17 protein-coding genes are annotated in these 18,142 nt (G+C 38.3%); 6 read left to right on the top strand and 11 right to left on the bottom strand.

Annotation, left to right across the window (positions count from 1 at the left end; all coding sequences use genetic code 11):
* Window positions 1-20 precede the first annotated feature (20 nt).
* The 5 genes from I4641_RS17180 to I4641_RS17160 form a co-directional block, all read right to left on the bottom strand.
* A complete protein-coding gene (locus tag I4641_RS17180) occupies window positions 21-410 on the bottom strand; it encodes a hypothetical protein (RefSeq protein ID WP_229641808.1) in 390 nt (129 codons plus the stop codon).
* Window positions 411-421: 11 nt separating this feature from the next.
* Window positions 422-2,668, bottom strand: a complete 2,247-nt coding sequence (locus I4641_RS17175; protein WP_229641807.1) for a TnsB C-terminal domain-containing protein — start codon at window positions 2,666-2,668, stop codon at window positions 422-424.
* Between the two features lie 19 nt (window positions 2,669-2,687).
* Window positions 2,688-3,503 (bottom strand): TnsA endonuclease N-terminal domain-containing protein, encoded by an 816-nt coding sequence (locus tag I4641_RS17170; protein WP_229641806.1) that lies wholly within the window; start codon window positions 3,501-3,503, stop codon window positions 2,688-2,690.
* A 143-nt stretch (window positions 3,504-3,646) separates the two neighbouring features.
* Window positions 3,647-5,530: a glutamine--fructose-6-phosphate transaminase (isomerizing) gene (glmS, locus tag I4641_RS17165; RefSeq protein ID WP_229641805.1), complete on the bottom strand. Its 1,884-nt coding sequence runs from the start codon at window positions 5,528-5,530 to the stop codon at window positions 3,647-3,649.
* Window positions 5,531-5,592: 62 nt separating this feature from the next.
* Window positions 5,593-5,736, bottom strand: a complete 144-nt coding sequence (locus I4641_RS17160) for a hypothetical protein (RefSeq protein WP_229641804.1) — start codon at window positions 5,734-5,736, stop codon at window positions 5,593-5,595.
* Window positions 5,737-5,756: 20 nt separating this feature from the next.
* Here I4641_RS17160 and I4641_RS17155 point away from each other — a divergent pair, with 20 nt between their 5' ends.
* The 3 genes from I4641_RS17155 (at window position 5,757) to I4641_RS17145 (ending at window position 7,579) form a co-directional block, all read left to right on the top strand.
* Window positions 5,757-6,404: a cyclase family protein gene (locus I4641_RS17155; RefSeq protein WP_229641803.1), complete on the top strand. Its 648-nt coding sequence runs from the start codon at window positions 5,757-5,759 to the stop codon at window positions 6,402-6,404.
* Window positions 6,405-6,578: 174 nt separating this feature from the next.
* On the top strand, window positions 6,579-7,028 hold the full coding sequence (locus tag I4641_RS17150; RefSeq protein ID WP_229641802.1) for an Hsp20/alpha crystallin family protein: 450 nt from the start codon (window positions 6,579-6,581) through the stop codon (window positions 7,026-7,028).
* A gap of 275 nt (window positions 7,029-7,303) precedes the next feature.
* Window positions 7,304-7,579 carry a GlsB/YeaQ/YmgE family stress response membrane protein gene (locus tag I4641_RS17145; protein ID WP_229641801.1) on the top strand — a complete coding sequence of 92 codons (276 nt, stop codon included), beginning with the start codon at window positions 7,304-7,306 and terminating at the stop codon, window positions 7,577-7,579.
* 85 nt (window positions 7,580-7,664) lie between these two features.
* Here I4641_RS17145 and I4641_RS17140 read toward each other — a convergent pair whose 3' ends face one another.
* Window positions 7,665-8,993 (bottom strand): hypothetical protein, encoded by a 1,329-nt coding sequence (locus tag I4641_RS17140; protein ID WP_229641800.1) that lies wholly within the window; start codon window positions 8,991-8,993, stop codon window positions 7,665-7,667.
* A 299-nt stretch (window positions 8,994-9,292) separates the two neighbouring features.
* On the opposite strand from I4641_RS17140, the gene I4641_RS17135 reads away from it, so the two are divergent.
* Window positions 9,293-9,787 carry a response regulator gene (locus tag I4641_RS17135; RefSeq protein WP_229641799.1) on the top strand — a complete coding sequence of 165 codons (495 nt, stop codon included), beginning with the start codon at window positions 9,293-9,295 and terminating at the stop codon, window positions 9,785-9,787.
* On the opposite strand, the gene I4641_RS17130 is transcribed toward I4641_RS17135, so the two are convergent.
* A complete protein-coding gene (locus I4641_RS17130) occupies window positions 9,773-12,112 on the bottom strand; it encodes an alkaline phosphatase D family protein (RefSeq protein WP_229641798.1) in 2,340 nt (779 codons plus the stop codon). The two genes, I4641_RS17135 and I4641_RS17130, sit on opposite strands and share 15 nt — an antisense overlap.
* Before the next feature lie 158 nt (window positions 12,113-12,270).
* On the bottom strand, window positions 12,271-12,453 hold the full coding sequence (locus tag I4641_RS17125; RefSeq protein ID WP_229641797.1) for a CsbD family protein: 183 nt from the start codon (window positions 12,451-12,453) through the stop codon (window positions 12,271-12,273).
* A gap of 247 nt (window positions 12,454-12,700) precedes the next feature.
* Between I4641_RS17125 and I4641_RS17120 the strand changes: the two genes are divergently transcribed.
* Window positions 12,701-14,350 (top strand): alpha-amylase family glycosyl hydrolase, encoded by a 1,650-nt coding sequence (locus tag I4641_RS17120; protein WP_229641796.1) that lies wholly within the window; start codon window positions 12,701-12,703, stop codon window positions 14,348-14,350.
* Window positions 14,351-14,468: 118 nt separating this feature from the next.
* Window positions 14,469-15,476, top strand: a complete 1,008-nt coding sequence (locus I4641_RS17115) for an NAD(P)/FAD-dependent oxidoreductase (protein WP_229641795.1) — start codon at window positions 14,469-14,471, stop codon at window positions 15,474-15,476.
* Window positions 15,477-15,540: 64 nt separating this feature from the next.
* Here I4641_RS17115 and glmM read toward each other — a convergent pair whose 3' ends face one another.
* The 3 genes from glmM to I4641_RS17100 form a co-directional block, all read right to left on the bottom strand.
* The gene (gene glmM, locus I4641_RS17110) at window positions 15,541-16,947 is read right to left on the bottom strand and encodes a phosphoglucosamine mutase (protein WP_369426824.1); all 1,407 of its coding nucleotides are present in this window, start codon (window positions 16,945-16,947) and stop codon (window positions 15,541-15,543) included.
* A 196-nt stretch (window positions 16,948-17,143) separates the two neighbouring features.
* Window positions 17,144-17,479, bottom strand: a complete 336-nt coding sequence (locus I4641_RS17105) for a DUF7734 family protein (protein WP_229641793.1) — start codon at window positions 17,477-17,479, stop codon at window positions 17,144-17,146.
* 25 nt (window positions 17,480-17,504) lie between these two features.
* On the bottom strand, window positions 17,505-18,101 hold the full coding sequence (locus I4641_RS17100) for a DUF3177 family protein (RefSeq protein WP_369426822.1): 597 nt from the start codon (window positions 18,099-18,101) through the stop codon (window positions 17,505-17,507).
* Window positions 18,102-18,142: the final 41 nt, after the last annotated feature.

The following is an 18,142-nucleotide window of genomic DNA, read 5'->3' as shown; positions in this document are numbered from 1 at the left end:
ATGACTGATTTTATGAAACTCTAAATAATACATTTTGACGTGCGGAAGGTGGGTTGAATTGCTTGATAAATTTGATTAGCACGACGAGCATATTGAGGTTTAAGAATATTTCGTGCTAAATAACCCTGCATTAGTAAGACACTAATGGCTTGATGTAATTGCGTAGTTTTATTTATGGGATCGAAGTATCTGGATAATCTTTCAACACAATGAGTTCTTAAATGAGGCTTCAAAAATTTTTCTTCAGGAGAGAAGTTGGGCATCACTATTACAGATTCCAAAAATTCATCCTCAGTCATCAAATGAGGTAATGCTTGAATCATTGGATTAGCAGCATATTCAGGCAGTTTGTGGTCGCGATATACCGCTACAGTTGCTTCTACGCCATTTGGAATATCAATCGTGTCCATAATTTAATTTATTAGTCTTCAATAGATCTTCTTAATCTGTTTCTTTTTAATGCTTCTAACTTTTTGCGTTTGAAAGATTTGGTTTTTTGTTTGGGTTGGTCAGATAAAGTATTGTCAGACACAGTTTTTGGTTTAGATTCAGATATCTCTTCTATCCGATCAACAGAACTAGGCAATTCGTCTTTACTCAATTCAAAAGCTTCATCTTCTCTGCGCTTTTCCTTTTCAAATGCGCGATTATCTCTAATTCCTTTAACTTTTTTACTATTACTTATAGTCTTATCTAGAACGGCATCTGTTGAAGCTGTTGCTTGCTCGACAATATTTTCAAACTCTGCCATTAGATTGACTTTGGTTTGTGTTTCTTTCCCTTTATATTTCTGCTTTTGCAGTTGCTCGTAAACTAGTAAATACTCTATCTCTTCCCAAGTTTTGCCTGTATATCTAGCTTCAAAATCGATTATCGAACATTTTTCATAATCTTTGCCATCAGAAGAACGGATATAAATATATTCTGGTTGTCTGGGATCGTATGAGATATCCAAATATTTTTGGTTTTTGCCAAGCGTTCCACTTCTAGCTCTTTCAAACCACTGCTCTCTTCTTGCTTTTTCACAGGTATAGTGAAGCTTTTTAAATTTAATACCTTTAGCTGTAATAGTCGCTCTTCCCGAAGGCATTAGGTTAAGTTTGACAATATCTTCAGGAAATGTTTTTAATCTTCCCGAACGATTAGCAATTCCCCATTGCCATAATTCTTTTGGTACGGTTTCGACATCATCTACAATCATTTCTGTGTCGCGCTGATAATCGTTGAGATAGTGATTGTTGTTATGTTCTAATATTAAATAAATAATTGCTTTCGTAAATTCGTCTAAATTTAACTTGCCATCCAAACGATAATCTTTACCTCCTCTTTGAGTAAAATCGACATCTACGTAACCAGGAATAAATGGTTTGACCCTGCCGTGCATGGTTTTAAAATGTCTTTCAACAATGCCTTTTTGATCTCCTCTATAGGGTGCTGCATTTTCAATACGAATTCCCAAGTTATTAATCGAAGTTTCCACATTTTTTCCTGCTAACTCTCCACGATCGCCTAAAATTACTTCTGGTACGTGATGAACTTGCCACTGTTTTGGAGTAATTTCAATTCCGTACTCAGCACAATATTTAACTTTGTCGGTAGCTGCATTAACCAAAGCCATCATCATTCCCAGCCAAGAAGGTCCTTCTAAACCAACATATACACCTGTAATCATTCGGCTAAATACGTCAATGATTAGATACACGACTGGTCTGCCAATTATCCAGTTACGGTTATATTTAGAAACCAAATAAACATCAGCTATTGTGGCATCGATTTGATAGCGAGAACCAGGACCAATTGTTTCTTGTTTAGATGTAGCTGTAATGGCTCGATGTTTTAGCGCAAAAGCTCTGCTTCCTCTTCTCGAACTAACAGTTTTCTTGATATCTGGTTTATGCTCTTTGTCGTACCAATAGCGAAACTGCCTGATTGTCGGTCGTTTATCTGGGGGAATTAATACCGATTTTCTAACTCCGCGCTCGTCATATACTGTTTCTTCGCTGTAGTAGTCTTTAAGCATTAATTCATAAGCGGTAGTTAAAAAGTTGCCTTTACGATTGTTGTAAAATTTGGAGATAGCAATTCTGAAAATTTTGAGGTCTTCCTCTGTTATATTGATTCCTTCACCTATTTCTGCGACTTTTTTATACTTTCTTGGTCGCCCACGCTTGATACTGTTACTAGCTTTTCTAGTTTTACCTTTGCCACCTGAATTAGAATAGTCGGGAAGCAAAGAGTTTTTGGTTTTTCCTCTTTGCCAATATTTTCGGAGATAACCGTAGATAGTTTTTTTGGCAATTTTATCTGTAGATTTGGCGATCGCTTCATTAACTAAAGAGCCTCTAAGCTTGCGATCGTATACTTCTGGTTCTTGTTCTACTATAAGAGCGATAATTTTCCAAATTTTATCTCTAATTTCTATTTCTTTCTCAGATAAATTGTCTTCCGTGACTATTCTCAACCAAGGATCTGACTTTAATTGTATAGCCGTGCCTTCTTCAATCGCATCTTCAATTTCACTTATTCTTTTAGCATGAGGTACGCCTTTATTAGTATTAATATCAAAGACAAAAGCAAGGACATAGTTTTCGTCTATCCAAATTATTCTCTCAACTTTTGTTTCTTCTGTATCATTAACCCATTCAACTAAATCATTAACATATAGCATTAGTAAAAATCGACCTTGTTTATATAATTTCTTTAATGATATTTGCTGCAAGACGGTCTGCTATTTTTGACTGAAACATATCTACAATAATTTCTCGCCGAGCAATTAGATGTTTAAAGAGAGACAAAGAAGTCCCAATCTCAAAACCCATATCGTTGTCTAATGTAGTTGTAATGGTACTAATTTTAAATTTTCTGCTATTCAACCTTTCTTTGAGAATGTTGCTGAAGAAATAACAGTTTTCATTATTTTGCTCTTCCGATAATTTCCAATGGTAATCAGGATGAACCCATTGGATGTTGGATGCAAAAATTTTACATATCTCCTGTTCAGTAACGATCGCCCAATCAATATTGTGCTTTTGCCAGTAACGTCTCTCTAATTCCAATTTTTCGATGGTTCTTTTCTTACCAAGATCTTTAGTAGTTTTAAATGTACGAGCAATTTGAACGGGTTTCTTACCCTGTTGGACTGTCAACATAAAATCAGTAGTCAACACATAGGGTGTCTTACTTTTCCTATTTACTGGATATTCAATTCCCATCTCTTTCGCAATTTCCATTGCCAAATCCAGATCTAGTAGAGGATATTGCTCCCTGATATCTTGTACTTCCTGACACCACTCAAATATATAGAAGAGTCTTGATTCCCAATCTGACATCAAATGATGGATACGGTCGCTTTTCCATCCAGGCGATCGCGATGCTCTTCCTACAGAGGGAAAATCTTGAATAGTTATCCAAGGCTTGTAGTATTTTCCTCTACCCTTACCTCGTTCTTCCTTAACATACCGCTCAAACTTAGCGGTCGTCCAATCGTATCTGCTTCTAGACATGAGAAAACTGCACAATACAAGATTACTATGATTGTACAGCTTCAGTTACTGACTTTATTGTTAATTTCTCTTAAGTTACTAACTTTGTTGTAAAGTTACCAACTTTATTGTCACTCCACAACAGTTAGCAAACAGCAGTTATTTTACTCAACAGTAACACTTTTCGCCAAATTTCTGGGCTGATCCACATCTAACCCCTTAATCGCTGCAATGTGGTAAGACAAGATCTGCAAAGGCACAACCGCCAAGACAGGAGAAACAATTTCATCTACCTCCGGTACGGTTAAAATATCATCAAAAGTATGTCCTGCTTCCGTGGCATTCATAGCAGTAGTTACCCCAATTAAACGAGCATCTCTAGCTTTGGCTTCCTGGGCATTAGAAATTACCTTATCATAGACGCTGCCAGGCATGGCGACTGCTACTACTGGTACTTTATTATCCAGTAAAGCGATCGGTCCGTGTTTCATTTCCCCTGCGGGATATGCCTCTGCATGGATGTAAGAGATTTCTTTGAGTTTTAATGCACCTTCCAGGGCAATGGGGAAGTTGATACCCCGCCCAATAAAGATAAAGTCTTCCGTCTCATTAGTAAAGTGGTGTGCCAATTCTTCGATCGCATCAGCTTGGGTGTCTAAAATGGTTTCTATCTGACTGGGTATTTGGCGCAACCCTTCAACTATTTCACTGATCCGTTGATTGGATACTGCTTGACGGCGATAAGCTAAATCTAAGGCTAAGAAGTAGAAACCCATAGTTTGTGCCACAAAGGTTTTAGTGGCAGCTACGCCGATTTCTATACCTGCTTGGGTGTCGATAATGCAATCGCATATTTGAGCGATAGTACTTTCGGCGCGGTTGGTAATTGCCAGTAATCGAGCGTGATATTTGGGATCTAAATTAACTCTTCTTGCTCTTTCTGATTCTAGGGCTGCAATGGTATCGGCTGTTTCTCCTGACTGGGTAACTCCAATGGTTAGGGTGTTGGGAATCACTGGTTTGGGGGAGTAGCGAAACTCGGAAGCATAATCGACGGTGGTGGGAATACCTGCAACTTGTTCGAGGAGATATTTACCTACAAGTGCAGCGTGCCAACTAGTACCGCAAGCTACGATTTGAATATGCTCTAAATTATCGGTCATATCGGGAGTTAAACCGATATTGACGGGGCTATAATCGGGATTTTCGTCCGCGTGCCAATTAAGATTGATATAGGTGTCTAAACTGCTTCTAACTACCGCAGGTTGCTCGTAGATCTCCTTGAGCATATAGTGACGGAAACCTTGTTTTTCTACCTGGGTGGGATTCCAATCTAGGGTGCGGGGGAAGCGAGAAATGCGATCGCCTGAGAAGGTATACATTTCCACTCCTAAAGGAGTAAGTTTTGCTATTTCGCCGTTTTCTAGGTTAAGAATAGTGCGGGTGTAGGGAAGGATGGCGGTGGTGTCGGAAGCGCAGAAGAATTCTCCTTGTCCAAAACCTAATACTAAAGGGGCTTGTTGGCGAGCTACTATTAGTTCGTAAGGGTTCTCGGCATGGACTACAGCGATCGCAAATGCACCTTCCAATCTATCGATTGTTTTTTGAATCGCTTCCATCAACGAGCTAGAACTATGCAAAAATACGGAAATTAGATGAGGAATAACTTCTGTATCGGTTTCTGAGCGAAATTCTATTCCCTTACTAACTAATTCTTCTTTTAGTTCTAAGTAGTTTTCAATAATGCCATTTTGCACTACTGCTAAAGTCCCATCGGTATTTAAGTGCGGATGGGCATTATGTTCTTCTGGCTTTCCGTGAGTTGCCCAACGAGTATGCCCAATACCTAATTGCCCTTTGTATTCTGATTGTTCTATTTTTGCTCTTAGATTAAAAAGTTTCCCTTTGGCTTTAACGCAACTAATCTTTCCTTCATCAACTGTTGCCACCCCCGCAGAATCATAACCTCGGTATTCTAATCTTTCTAAACCTGCTACTAATATTTCTGTTGCTGCTTGAGTGCCAATATAGCCAACAATTCCACACATAATTTAGTAAGTACTTATATCAATAAAATTGTTTAATCGCCTCTAGTCTAGACCAAAAATTTCTAAAATATTTGTTTTTTTAGTCTTTCTTGTAAAGCGATCGCCAAAGCCCAGCCTTCTAAACTCGAATCAAAACCAGCAAAGGTATAGGATAAGGAACGAGGAATAAGAAAATTGACCTTACCTCTTCTTTCATCCTCATTCACCAATACCAAAAATAGAGGATATGACCCAATCAGATAAATGGATCGATATTTCTTTGACTATACACCCTGGAATGCCCTACTGGCCAGATAATCCTGCCGTTAGCGTCGAACCCAGCCAGTGTTTGGCGCACGGAGATGTGTGTAATGTTTCTAAAATGACTATTGGCACTCATACGGGTACTCATGTAGATGGCATCAACCACTTTATTAAAGGGGGTATAGGTATAGACCGAATGCCCTTGGATGCAACTATTGGAAAAGCTAGAGTAATTGAAATTAAAGACCCCAAACAGATTACCATTGCAGAGATTGAACCCCACGATATTCAAGCGGGAGAAAGAATCTTATTTAAAACTCAAAATAGCAATAATGCTTTGAAATCGGATAGTTTTGTCGAAGATTTTGTTCATATTGCTACAGATGCAGCTAAATATCTGGCGAAAAAAAAAGTTCGTACTGTAGGAGTTGACTATTTATCGGTGGGTGGCTATGAAGGAAACGTAATTGACGTACATCACGCTTTATTGGGTTCTGGAATTTGGGCGATCGAAGGTTTGGATTTATCTAAAGTTGAGCCAGGGGAATACGAACTGATTTGTCTACCAATTAAGCTTAAAGACGGCGATGGTGGTTTGGCAAGAGCGATCTTAAGACCGATTGAGAATTAGGTTTGGATTAACATTTATTTGCTAAAAGATTCGGTTTTCTCTAAATATTTGTTCGGGCAGAAAACGCCACCAATAAGGGCAATAAACCACACTTACAGCCATAACGAATTTTAACTAAGATGATATCAAAGCTAAAAAATAAAAAGCATAAATTCATCGGAGATATTATAAATTATGGCAATTGTACGTTATAGTCCCTGGGCAGAAATGGACTCTGTTCAACATCAGATTAACCGTATGTTTAATGAAGTTTTAACTCCTGCTAATGGAGTAAGGTTTGGTGATTATTCTAAGTATCCCGCAGCCGAACTTACTGAAACTGAAGAGGCCTTGATTCTTAAGTTAGAATTGCCAGGCATGCAACCTGACGAGATTGAAATTGAAGCCACTGCTAAAAGTGTTTCCATTTCAGGCGATCGCAAGTCTGAAGTAGCAGCGGAAGATAAAGCTAAAACTCGATCGGAATTCCGTTATGGTTCTTTTAAAAGAGTGATTACTCTACCCTTACCCATACAAAATACTGAAGTAAAAGCTGAATATAAAAACGGTATTTTGTATTTAACATTGCCTAAAGCAGAGGCAGAAAAAAATAAGGTTGTCAAAGTCAACTTATCTAATCAATAATTTCAGGTTGTTTGGTCGAACCAGCTATATAAGAGTATGGCTGGTTTTTTCTGGTATTAACCGACTAAATCGATCTACTTACTTTGATAGATACTAAAAATACCCTATTAGATAGAGGAATTACTGATAGAAAATAGATACTATTATTACAACAGAAAGATAACAGCATTACCAATTTAAGGTAATGGCGTTATCTTGAATGTTCTTCATAGCTAGTAGCTATTAGTTCAAAGAACATTTACACAAATATATAATTTAAAATTTAGGAGCAAGATATGGGTATTTTAGCTTGGTTAGCATTAGGATTAATTGCAGGTGCATTAGCAAAATTAATCTATCCTGGTCATCAAGGTGGTGGTATTTTAGCCACTATGGGATTGGGTATTTTGGGCGCATTAGTTGGGGGTTATGTAGGTCAAGCACTATTAGGTAGTTCGGGGGCAGCAGCAGCCTCAGCAGGTGCGTTAACTCTTCCTGGCATTATCTTTGCCGTATTGGGTGCAATGCTATTGATCTTTATTTGGGGTCTATTAACTCGTCGCGCTGCATAATATAAGACGCAGTAAATTCTAGATTCTTTATATTCCTTCATAATTACCATACTAGAGACGTTATTAGTAACGTCTCTTTTTTTGTTTAGGAAAATCCTTTTTTTTGCTTTTGCTTTTTATGCTTAGATTTGTTTTTTTGTACTTGAGCTACTGCTGTTTCAAACAGATTGTTAAGGTGAATGGGAACGCTGGCGATCGCAGGTAATTTTGGTTTGGATAGTTTATTGTATTCGAGTAATAAACTATCTAGATCGCGCTCTAAATGAAAATCATTTTTTTGAGTGTATTTTTGTAGTAAAACTTCTAGATCATGGGCATAGTTTTGTGTTAATTGCTGCCAAATATAATAGCTAGCTTCTGGTTGTTCGAGATATTTTTTTATATATTTAAGAGATGTATCTAACTCTGCTTCCAAGATATTTTCTTGATTTAATAAATCGATAAATTTATTGAAATTGGGCAAAAATATTTGCCCCCATTGTGGATGAGAAAATACCGTGACATTTTCAGCTTGCTTTATTTCTGGAGGTAAATTCACTTTAGGAGTTACCATCGATAGTTTATTTTGATTTTTAATTATGTTATCGATAGCTTTAGTATCAACACCTAAATCACTAGCTGTTTCGGTAAAATCCGCTTCGTTTGTGTTTGATTCCGATAGCATTTGTGACAAAGATTTATTACTATCAATACCCGCATCTTTTAATTTTTGTTCGCTGATTCTTTGTTGGAGTTCGCCAATTTTTTGATTTAATTTATAGCCTGGTAAAGTTAAACTATCACTGCCAAAATAATCGACAAACTCTTGATGATATAAGGCTACAGAAGACCAAGCTTGCTCTAATAATTCTGGGGCATCAGCATACAAAAATTCAGGATAACTATCGCGAAATTCACCAATTGCTACCGCTAATTTTGGCTGACTCAATCTACCCTTAATAATGCGATCGCTAAAAAAGAACCATTCAAACTCATTGATTGGTGCAATAATAGCCAAAATAATTTCTCCAGGCTGCCATCTTTGAGTTTCTTTGGCTGTAATTTGAGAATGACCGCAAACTTTATAAGTTTTAGCAGTTAGCCAGTTCATTAACTGATAAGATTCGTTGGCTATGACTTGAATTTCAAACAAACCGATAAAGTTATTTTGCCATCGCTGAATAATCCCTCGCTCTTCAGTATTGAGATCCTCAGTGGAAGCTAAAAATATATCTAGGGGAGTCTGATTGTTTATTCGTCCATCAGTAACAAAAAGATCGATAGTTATGTTTTGCTGCTTGATACCATAACTATTTTTTTTACCTTTTTCTAAGGCATAGGTTTCCAAAGCAACTGCTATCTCGTCTTCTGCATCGTAAACAAAATCAATTAATTTTTGCTTTAAGTCAATAGCTTTTTCAATAATATTTTTCATGAGTAATTTAGTAAATAAACAGGCTATATATTAGCTCTAATTATCAAATTATTTCTCTAGTCAAAGATAGATATTTGCCCAGAAGGTTATTAATTTTTAATGCTGAAAAACCATAAGTTGGTATAGGATGGAGGAGTAGATTCTCATAGCGATCGCTCCTCTAATTGTTCTTTCTCTCAAAAAACTTATAAGACAAAGAATATTTAGATATACAGATCGACCAAACGATCCAATTTATGGTCAGCGTCTATTGTTCGCTGCACAATTGCGTCTTTTTATACCCATAATAAATATAAAAAATGAACGTAACACAAAACGATCGCAGAATTCGGTTAGCAGATTCTAATGTTCCGATAATTTTAGTTGTGGAAGACGATCGAGATAATTTACTGCTTCTGTCTCACATCTTAATTTTTTTGAAATATAATTTTGTTACTGCTACTAACGCAAGAGATGCTTTAGACTTGGCTACCAATTATAAAATCGATTTGGTACTTTTGGATTTAGTTTTACCCGATTTTAATGGTTTTGAACTAATCGAACGCTTTAAAAAACAAAAATCCACTAAAAATATGACCATAGTGGCAATATCAGCGTTGGTTAAAACCAAAGAACGCGATCGCGCTTTTGCTGCTGGCTGCGATGAATATCTAGAAAAGCCTTATTCCATTGACGATTTAACCAAGAAAATTAGACACTATTTACCCCAATCGTTCTTTTCTCCCTCTCTTTTCCGCTGGTTAAAATTCACCTCGAACTCTGGCTGCAACCAGGGTAAGCTATTTTGTTCCTAGCCTACTATTTACTTTTGGTAAAGGATCTATTTCCAAGGATGTTACGTAACTACTTTTGACTGTACTGCGATCGTTCCAAGGAGGATGCCAATAAGTTTCTTGAATGACTGTTTTATTGGTTGACCAATCAAACCTCACCAAACTCAGATTATTTCTGCCGATTACTTCCGAACCTTCTTGTAGCCAGCGATTACGCCATAGCCATAAAAATAAACCAGTAATAGTTTTTTGCCAGATATTAGGGGTAGCAAGATCGGATGCACTATATCCTTTTGGTGTAAGTTTCGGAGAAAGTTTTTGCCAGGATAAAGATTGTGCGGGTTGTCTTTTGCACCATTCAACGCGGTATTGCCAGTCGGGAAGAGAATTTACCGAATTAAGATATTTTTGCTTTTGGTTGTGTTTGGTAATTTGTTCAATTTTTAAAGGCTGATTCCATCCCAGCCAAGCCTTAGTTTTTTCTGGAAACAAAGATTTGAGTTTAGTATGTGCCAAACGAGTAGCAACCTCGGAATTTTTTATTGCGCTAGAGGTTAACTGTACTAAAACCGAACCTTCTGATGAATCGTAAAACCAATGAGAAAGTCGTACCGCACAACTATAGTGAATATCTCCTGAGAGAATAATTACACGGCGACGCTGTTGGCAGAGAGTAAGCAGGAATTGAGCGAAAGCAGCGGTGTGAAAATTCCACGAATCTCCTACATCACTGTTAAATACTTGATCGCGTTTTAATTCAATTTGCTGAATGCGATCAATAATACTCAATGCTATCAAGTTGGTGGGTAAAACAATTATCGTGGCTTCTATGGTCGATTTACTTTGGCTTAAAGGAACTTCCAATTGTTGTTTAAAAGCTTTGGGGCTGAGTAACATGGGGGGGGCGAGTCCTTTTTCTGCTTCGATGGGATAACCGCGCCAAGTACGAGTATCCAAAACAATGACCTCATGATTGTTGCCATTAATCGTGTAGTGCCAGGGAATAGCTTGACTGTCTCGCGCCAGAATCATCACATTTTCATCTGATTCGAGTTGGGGTTTTCCTGTGGACGCATCAGTAGCAGGAATGCCCAAATAGCGATCGCATTCTAGTTTTGCTAATTCATCTTTTCCTTGGGAAGCCAGCCATTGAGATGCATAATGTAAGAGTTTTTTTCCTGGCTTACCTGGCTCAAAGTGTTGTGGTGTATTACCCCAAGCCTGAAATAATCCATAAGCCAAGATCCCATTTTGAATAATACGTTTGCCCAGAGGTTTGCCTAAAACGCGATCGCACCATTCTCGATTAAGATACCAATCATCGCTGATATCGTGGTCGTCACAAATGGTATATACAGGGATATTTGCCAGTCCCCTTCTAACGTAGTTGAGATCCCGAACAAAGCTCTTAATATCCTTAATTTCTTGCTGCCAGTTGCGACCCTGCTTGCTGTCTTTAAAGAGACTTCTGCCAGTGGGAAACTGGGCGGGAATAAATACGGGAGACCAAGCCAGAAGATAAGCAGCAGCATATTCGCCAAAGCTCATTAAGTGGCTTTTCGCTTCTTCGGGGGTATCTACTAGCATTGCCGTCAGTCCCCCCTCAATTTCGGCAATTTTGGTGCGTTGACCAGGAAGAAGATCGTCAGAGGAAATCGATCCAGACACGAGGGGTAATTCTTCCGACCAGCCAAATAGCAGCTTACTCACGCCTTGAGCTAGCCATAAAATAGGATCGGCAACATCATCGCCATATATTTGATCTCCCGTAAGAAATAACTGGTGAGGTCTTTCTGTAGCAGATCGTGCCGATTCTAAGATTAAGTTATCAACATAAGATAGAGTATCTTTGCCTCCTCCGTGGGGCTTGCGACACGAACCGTGAATGATTTTTAAGTGGTTGAGATCTTGAGGGGGTAGAGAAAATGTTGGTAGTTGATGGGCAAAATAACTCAGACTATAGATACTAGTTTTAAGATCGTCAATCAGGCTATAGCGATCGCTCTTTTTAGTCTGGTCATGATGATGATTACAATAGACATTGTAAGCATATATCTTTTCAGTTTGCAGTAATTTGCCTGTATTTTTTTGGGCAGTGAGGGTGAGTATGTGTAGATGTTTTCCTAGTTTAATTGTGTCCCCTCTGCCTTCGAGTACGACATCGCCAATTATCGTCCCATTATTCTCTGTTTCATATATTTCCAACCGAAGCGATCGCGATTCTTTTAAAGCCAACCAGACTGTGACCCTGTCTGATTCTGTACGACGTAAAATAGGGCCTGCCAAAATTAAAGGCAAGTCTTGTATTTTTGGTAAATATTCAAAAACTGATGGTGACGAGTTCAATGTCCAGTAACTATATTTGAGATTGAGAAATCTCGGTTTAGGGTTTAATGATTATATCAAAATGTCGAAAATATTTAATTACTCGAACAGAAAAAAAAGGTCAGGTCAGCCCAACCTTTTCACAAACATTTATTAAGCTTGAGAATTAATTGATTTGATCAATCAATTGCTTTTTTGATATTATCTTTAACATTTTCAACGCTATGCTGAACCTGAGCTTCTGCTTGTTTTTCTTTTCCTTCAGCTTCATCTTGAGGATTTCCCGTAACTTCTCCTACTGTCTCTTGTACTTTCCCTTCGACATTTTTGGCAGTAGCCTTAATTCTATCTTCAATACTCATCTTAATTATTGTTTTATTCTAAACTTATTACTAAGATATCTTGAGTTACAAATCGGATCGTCTACCGAAAGATTGATTTATAATTACTAATTCCAATTAGATTAGAGCTAAATAAATATTAGTAACAAAAACTTGACATTGTTTTTAGACTCATCCTCTTGGTAGATGTTTTGTAAGAACCACTTTTTATATGGTTGCAAATATAGCGGTAATACTCCAATAATTGCTTTAGAATATTGTAAAAATTATGACGAACTCAATAGAATTTAAGTTATTTGCTCCATATAATAAAGAGGCTGCTGTTGTTGGTTCTTTTTCCGATTGGCAACCCATAGATATGCAAAAGGGTGACGATGGTTATTTTAGAACCAAAGTCGAACTAAAAGATGGAGAGCATCAGTATAAGTTTAGAGTTCGTTCTTTGAGTTGGTTTTTAGAAAAGGATGAATGGATCGAAGTAGTAGATCCTTACGCAGTCAATATTGACCCTGGAAGCCAAAATGGCACAATTACCGTTAAAGATGGTAAAGCAATTGTGGATACCTATGTCTGGATGCACGACGACAAACCATTACCCCCAGACCATGAATTAGTTATTTACGAGCTTCATATTGGTGATTTTTCAGGGGGAGAAGGCGATCCTGATGGCAAAGGTCAATATCAAAACGTGATTGACAAACTAGATTACCTAATAGAATTGGGCATTAATGCGATCGAATTGATGCCAGTCAAAGAAAATCCTGGCACTTATAGTTGGGGTTACAGTCCGCAATACTTCTTTGCAGCGGAATCTAATTATGGAACTACCTATCAACTCAAGCATCTAATTGATGAGTGTCATAGTAAAGGACTTAGAGTGATAGTAGATGGAATATATAACCATTCCAATACTGAATGTCCCTTAACCCAGATCGACCACGACTATTGGTATCACCATTCTCCTACCGATTCTGACAATAGTTGGGGACCTGAATTTAATTATGAAAAATACGACGAAAATCTAGATCTAAAACCCGCTTGGAAATATGTCGGTGACAACGTAAGTTTCTGGATTAATGAATATCATATCGATGGTATCCGCTACGATGCAACCAGACAGATTAATAACTACGATTTCCTACATTGGATTGTCAATAAAGCTAAAGAAGAGGCGGGAATGAAGCCTTTTATTAATATTGCCGAAAATATCCCTGAAGATCCTTCCATCACCAATATTGATGGCCCAATGGATGGCTGTTGGCACTATAGCTTCTATGCTAACATTACGGCTCAAATATGTGGCGATCGCTACGATTCAGAAGAATTAAAAGATGTGATTGATTGCAAACGTGGCGGCTTTATGGGTGCAACCAACGTAGTCAATTATCTCAGCAATCACGACCATAGAAGAATCATGGTTGAACTAGGGGAACGGGGTATTGTTGGCGAAGCTGCTTTCAAGCGAGTTAAATTGGGCGCAGTACTGCTGATGACTGCGGTGGGTATTCCCATGATGTGGATGGGTCAAGAGTTTGGCGACTACAATCCACTCAATCAAGAAGCAAGTAAAATCAATTGGACTTTATTAGCGGGAGAAGACAACCAGCATCTGCTCGCTCATTTTAAAGGCTTAATTAATTTACGTAAAAACAATCATGCCCTATATACCCCAAATATCGAATTTTTCCACGAAGATCCCGAATCTAAGGTAATTGCTTATGTTCGTTGGAACGATCAAGGTTCTCGTGTAGTGGTAATTGCTAACTTCTCAGACCAATACTTAGCTGGCTATGCCGTACCTAATTTTCCTGCTGATGGCACTTGGCATGAGTGGACTGGTAATTACGATCTTGAAGCGGGTAATGGTCAAATTATGATTGATTTACCTGAATATGAAGCACAAGTTTTCGTGCAATAGGAGATAAGTACTAAATTTGAACTGCATCATTATTAAAAGCGATCAAACCCTGATTAACAATTGATGGAGGTAAAGTAAAAAAAATGATTTAATGTACTTAAAGTCAAAACTTTAAACAATGTCCAGTAGCAATCTACAAATTATAAATTCTGACTGTATTATTATCGGTAGCGGTATTACAGGATTAATTATCGCTACTGTTTTGCAACGTAAGGGAATCAAGACGATAGTACTGGATAAGAATAGCGAAATCGGCGGCCGTTTAGCGACTCGTACCATCAGCGCGGAAAATTCTATAGTGGGCATTTTCGATTGTGGCATTCAATATTTCAGCGTTGACAGTCCTCAATTTCAAGTTTGGGTAGATGATTGGTTAGAGCATAATGTCATCAAGCAATGGTCTCGGGGTTTTGCTCAAGGGAAGGAAGATGGCAAACCTCGCTACTGCGGTATTAATGGGATGAGCGGTATTGCCCAACATTTAGCCCAAGATTTGGATGTTCGCACTGATACTAAAGCGAACGAGATTAGCTACGAAAAAAAATGGTTGGTAGAAACTCAAGGCGATCAACAATATCAAGGAGATATGTTGGTGATGACTTCTTCTATACCCGAATCTTTGTCTTTATTAGATGCTTCTTTTATACCTTTACCTTTGGAAGAGAGATTCTCTTTAGAACAAATTGAATACGATCGCTGCATTACTGTTTTAGCTTTGTTAGAGAAACCCAGTAATATCCCCGCACCAGGAGGAATGATTTTAGAAAATGAATATCTGGCTTGGCTGGGGGATAATCATCAAAAAGGTATTTCTCCCTATGGTTATGGGGTGACGCTTCATGGCACTGCTGATTTTAGTAATTACTATTGGGATAGTGATGATGCGGAAATTGCCTATAAATTGGTCACAGCAGCAGCAGATTACCTCGATTCCTCCGTAATTAAATATGAAGTACATCGCTGGCGTTATCTCTCGCCCAAGGCTTTTTATAATCAACCCTTTTTAACCCTCCTAGAATTACCATTAATCATGGCAGGAGACGCTTTTGTCGCTTCTACTGTAGAAGGAGCAGTAACTTCAGCCATAGCTGCTGGAGAGTCAATCGGTCAACGGTATAAAGTTTGAAGTTGAGGCAAAAATAAAAAGAAGGGCGATCGCAATATTGATCGCCCTTCTTTTTGCTTACTGATTATGCAGCTAGATTGGTTTCTACGACGCGAACTAATTTTTCCGTCCAATAGCTAGTTAATTCCCGATCTTCTGCTTCCACCATCACGCGAATCAAAGGCTCTGTACCCGAAGCGCGAACTAAGATACGTCCTCGATCGCCCATAGCAGCTTCGGCTTGAGTGATCGCATTTTGTACGGCTTCGCATTCTTGCCATTTACTGCGACGTTCGCGATCTTCTACCCGTACATTTTTTAGAATTTGGGGATAGGTGCGGAAACTATTGTCGACTAATTCGGTTAAAGAGCTTCCTGACTGACATACCAACGCAGTTAGATGTAAAGCGGTTTGAATACCGTCTCCCGAAACTCCATGATGGTGACAAAGGATATGTCCCGATTGTTCCCCACCAAGCATTGCCCCCGTACTCCACATAGCTGCCTGTACGTGGCGATCTCCTACTTTGGTGCGCTGCATCTTACCGCCTTTAGCCTCCCAAGCTCTTTCAAAACCTAAGTTTGCCATTACGGTAGCCACAATCAAATCGTCTGGTAATTGTTCTTCTTGTTTTAGGCGATCGCCCCAAAGATATAAAATGTAATCACCGTCAATCACTCTACCTTTGCTATCTATTGCCATGACTCGATCGGCATCTCCATCAAAGGCAAATCCTAGATCTGCTTTGTATTCTTTGACTCCTTGCTGGAGTGATTCTAGGTTAGTCGAACCACAATTAACATTAATGCGATCGCCATTAGCCGATTGATTCAGACTAATTACTTCTGCCCCTAACTGCTTAAATATAGCAGGTGCAACTTTTACCGAAGCTCCCCAAGCTAAATCTAAGACAATTCGCATTCCTTTAAAACTGATATTTTGGGGCAAAGATGCCCCTAACATTTTTACGTACTCCCCAACTAATTCTGGACGATGATACCGTTTGCCCCAGATTGGATTAATTGCATCCTGCACCTGACTATTTCTGAGATGATATTCGATCTTTTGGGAGAGAGGATCGGCTAATTTAGTTCCTTTGTTACCAAAAAATTTAATCCCATTATCTGGAGGAGGATTATGACTGGCAGAAATCATAATTCCTCCTATGGCTTCGCTATCACCAGCAAGAGAAGCCACACAAGGAGTCGGACACAAGCCTAAATTCCATACTTCCAACCCCGCAGAAGTCAACCCCGCTGCGATCGCTGATGACAACATATCGCTAGAATTACGAGAATCCTGTCCGATGATAATTGGTCCAGAGTTATTAGCTGCTTCTTCTAAAACTTTTCCCGCCCAATAACCCAACTGAACTGTAAAAGACGCATTTAAAATATCTCCTGCTTTACCCCGAATTCCATCCGTGCCGAATAAGGGAGTTTTAGGTAGTTTTTTGGGATTAAAACTGGTTGCTAAATTACTCACACCAATATGCTCCTAGTTTTAAAATAATTGAATTGCACTAGTATTTTTGTTCTATCAAAATTTTTTATAAGATTGAAAGAATTGTACTACTAAATCAGTTTTTTGCTGTAATTTCTAACACATCTACCCAATAATTTAAGCGATAATTTTTTATTTTGGGAAAAAAGGAGCTATTTTTACGGAAATACAACTAGATTGAGCTTTAAAGACCTAATTCTTGCAAGATATTTTCTATGGCATCTCCAGTCAATCCAGATTCGATATATTGTGGATTATTAGGATCGTAAGGACTTGTCAGGCGATCGACGGAAATTATTTTGGAATCAGCAGCTATAACAGGGACATCGGGGTCAAAATTGGTTGCTTTCATCAAAGAACTAGAAAATCCAGCAAAGATAGTGACTCTATCTAGTTCGCCAGTAGCAGTTTCTAGATCGACAATTAATACTTCTTGTCTGCGCTTGAGAGTGTATTGTTCTAAACGCAAACCAATTGATTCGGGCATATTTTCAGAAGAGACAAGGCAAGCCTTGTCCATATAGTTTTGCTTAAAATGATTGAAATTATTGTTCGAGGGCAGATCGTCCTTGTTTGCCAAGGCGAATTAAAACAAAATAGGCCAAATAAATAATATAAATAACCAAACCAACTGCACCCATAAAGCCCAAAACTCCTTCGTTTCCTGGTTTGTTGTGAAACAAACTGCGATAAGCTTCGGGGGCTTCTAACCATACTTGGCAAAAGTCACTTGCTACTTTGTTACTAGATAAGCCACAGGGAAGAAAAATAGATTTAGCGATCGCGCCTAATACGCAATAACCAGTTATCGCCCAACGCCAAGAAGTAAATACTAGTTTGAATAGATTTTGGGGTATGTCTCGAATTTCTTCATTGAGATCGACCCAAAACCACAAAGAAATAGCAATTAAAACTCTAGCCGCAAAACCACTAATAAAGCCAACTTTCCAGTCAGGAATTAATAAATAAACTGTAATCATCAACAAACTGGCAACTCGCCAGTAAATAATCAGCAGTTTTTCCATGGCTTCTTGTTTGGCGAATAAAGCCCAAATCAATAAAACGAAGGGAACAATTACCGCTAGCAATACTTCCAAGCGATAGTCCATCCATACTAAAGGTCTAAACCAAATGTCCATTATTATTGTTCTATCAAAAAAATTGTGTCTACTCCAGATTCTAT

Origin of the sequence: Waterburya agarophytonicola KI4 (assembly GCF_020640915.1) — a bacterium.
Lineage (GTDB): Bacteria > Cyanobacteriota > Cyanobacteriia > Cyanobacteriales > Xenococcaceae > Waterburya > Waterburya agarophytonicola.
This window is presented reverse-complemented; position numbering and strand designations above follow the sequence as displayed.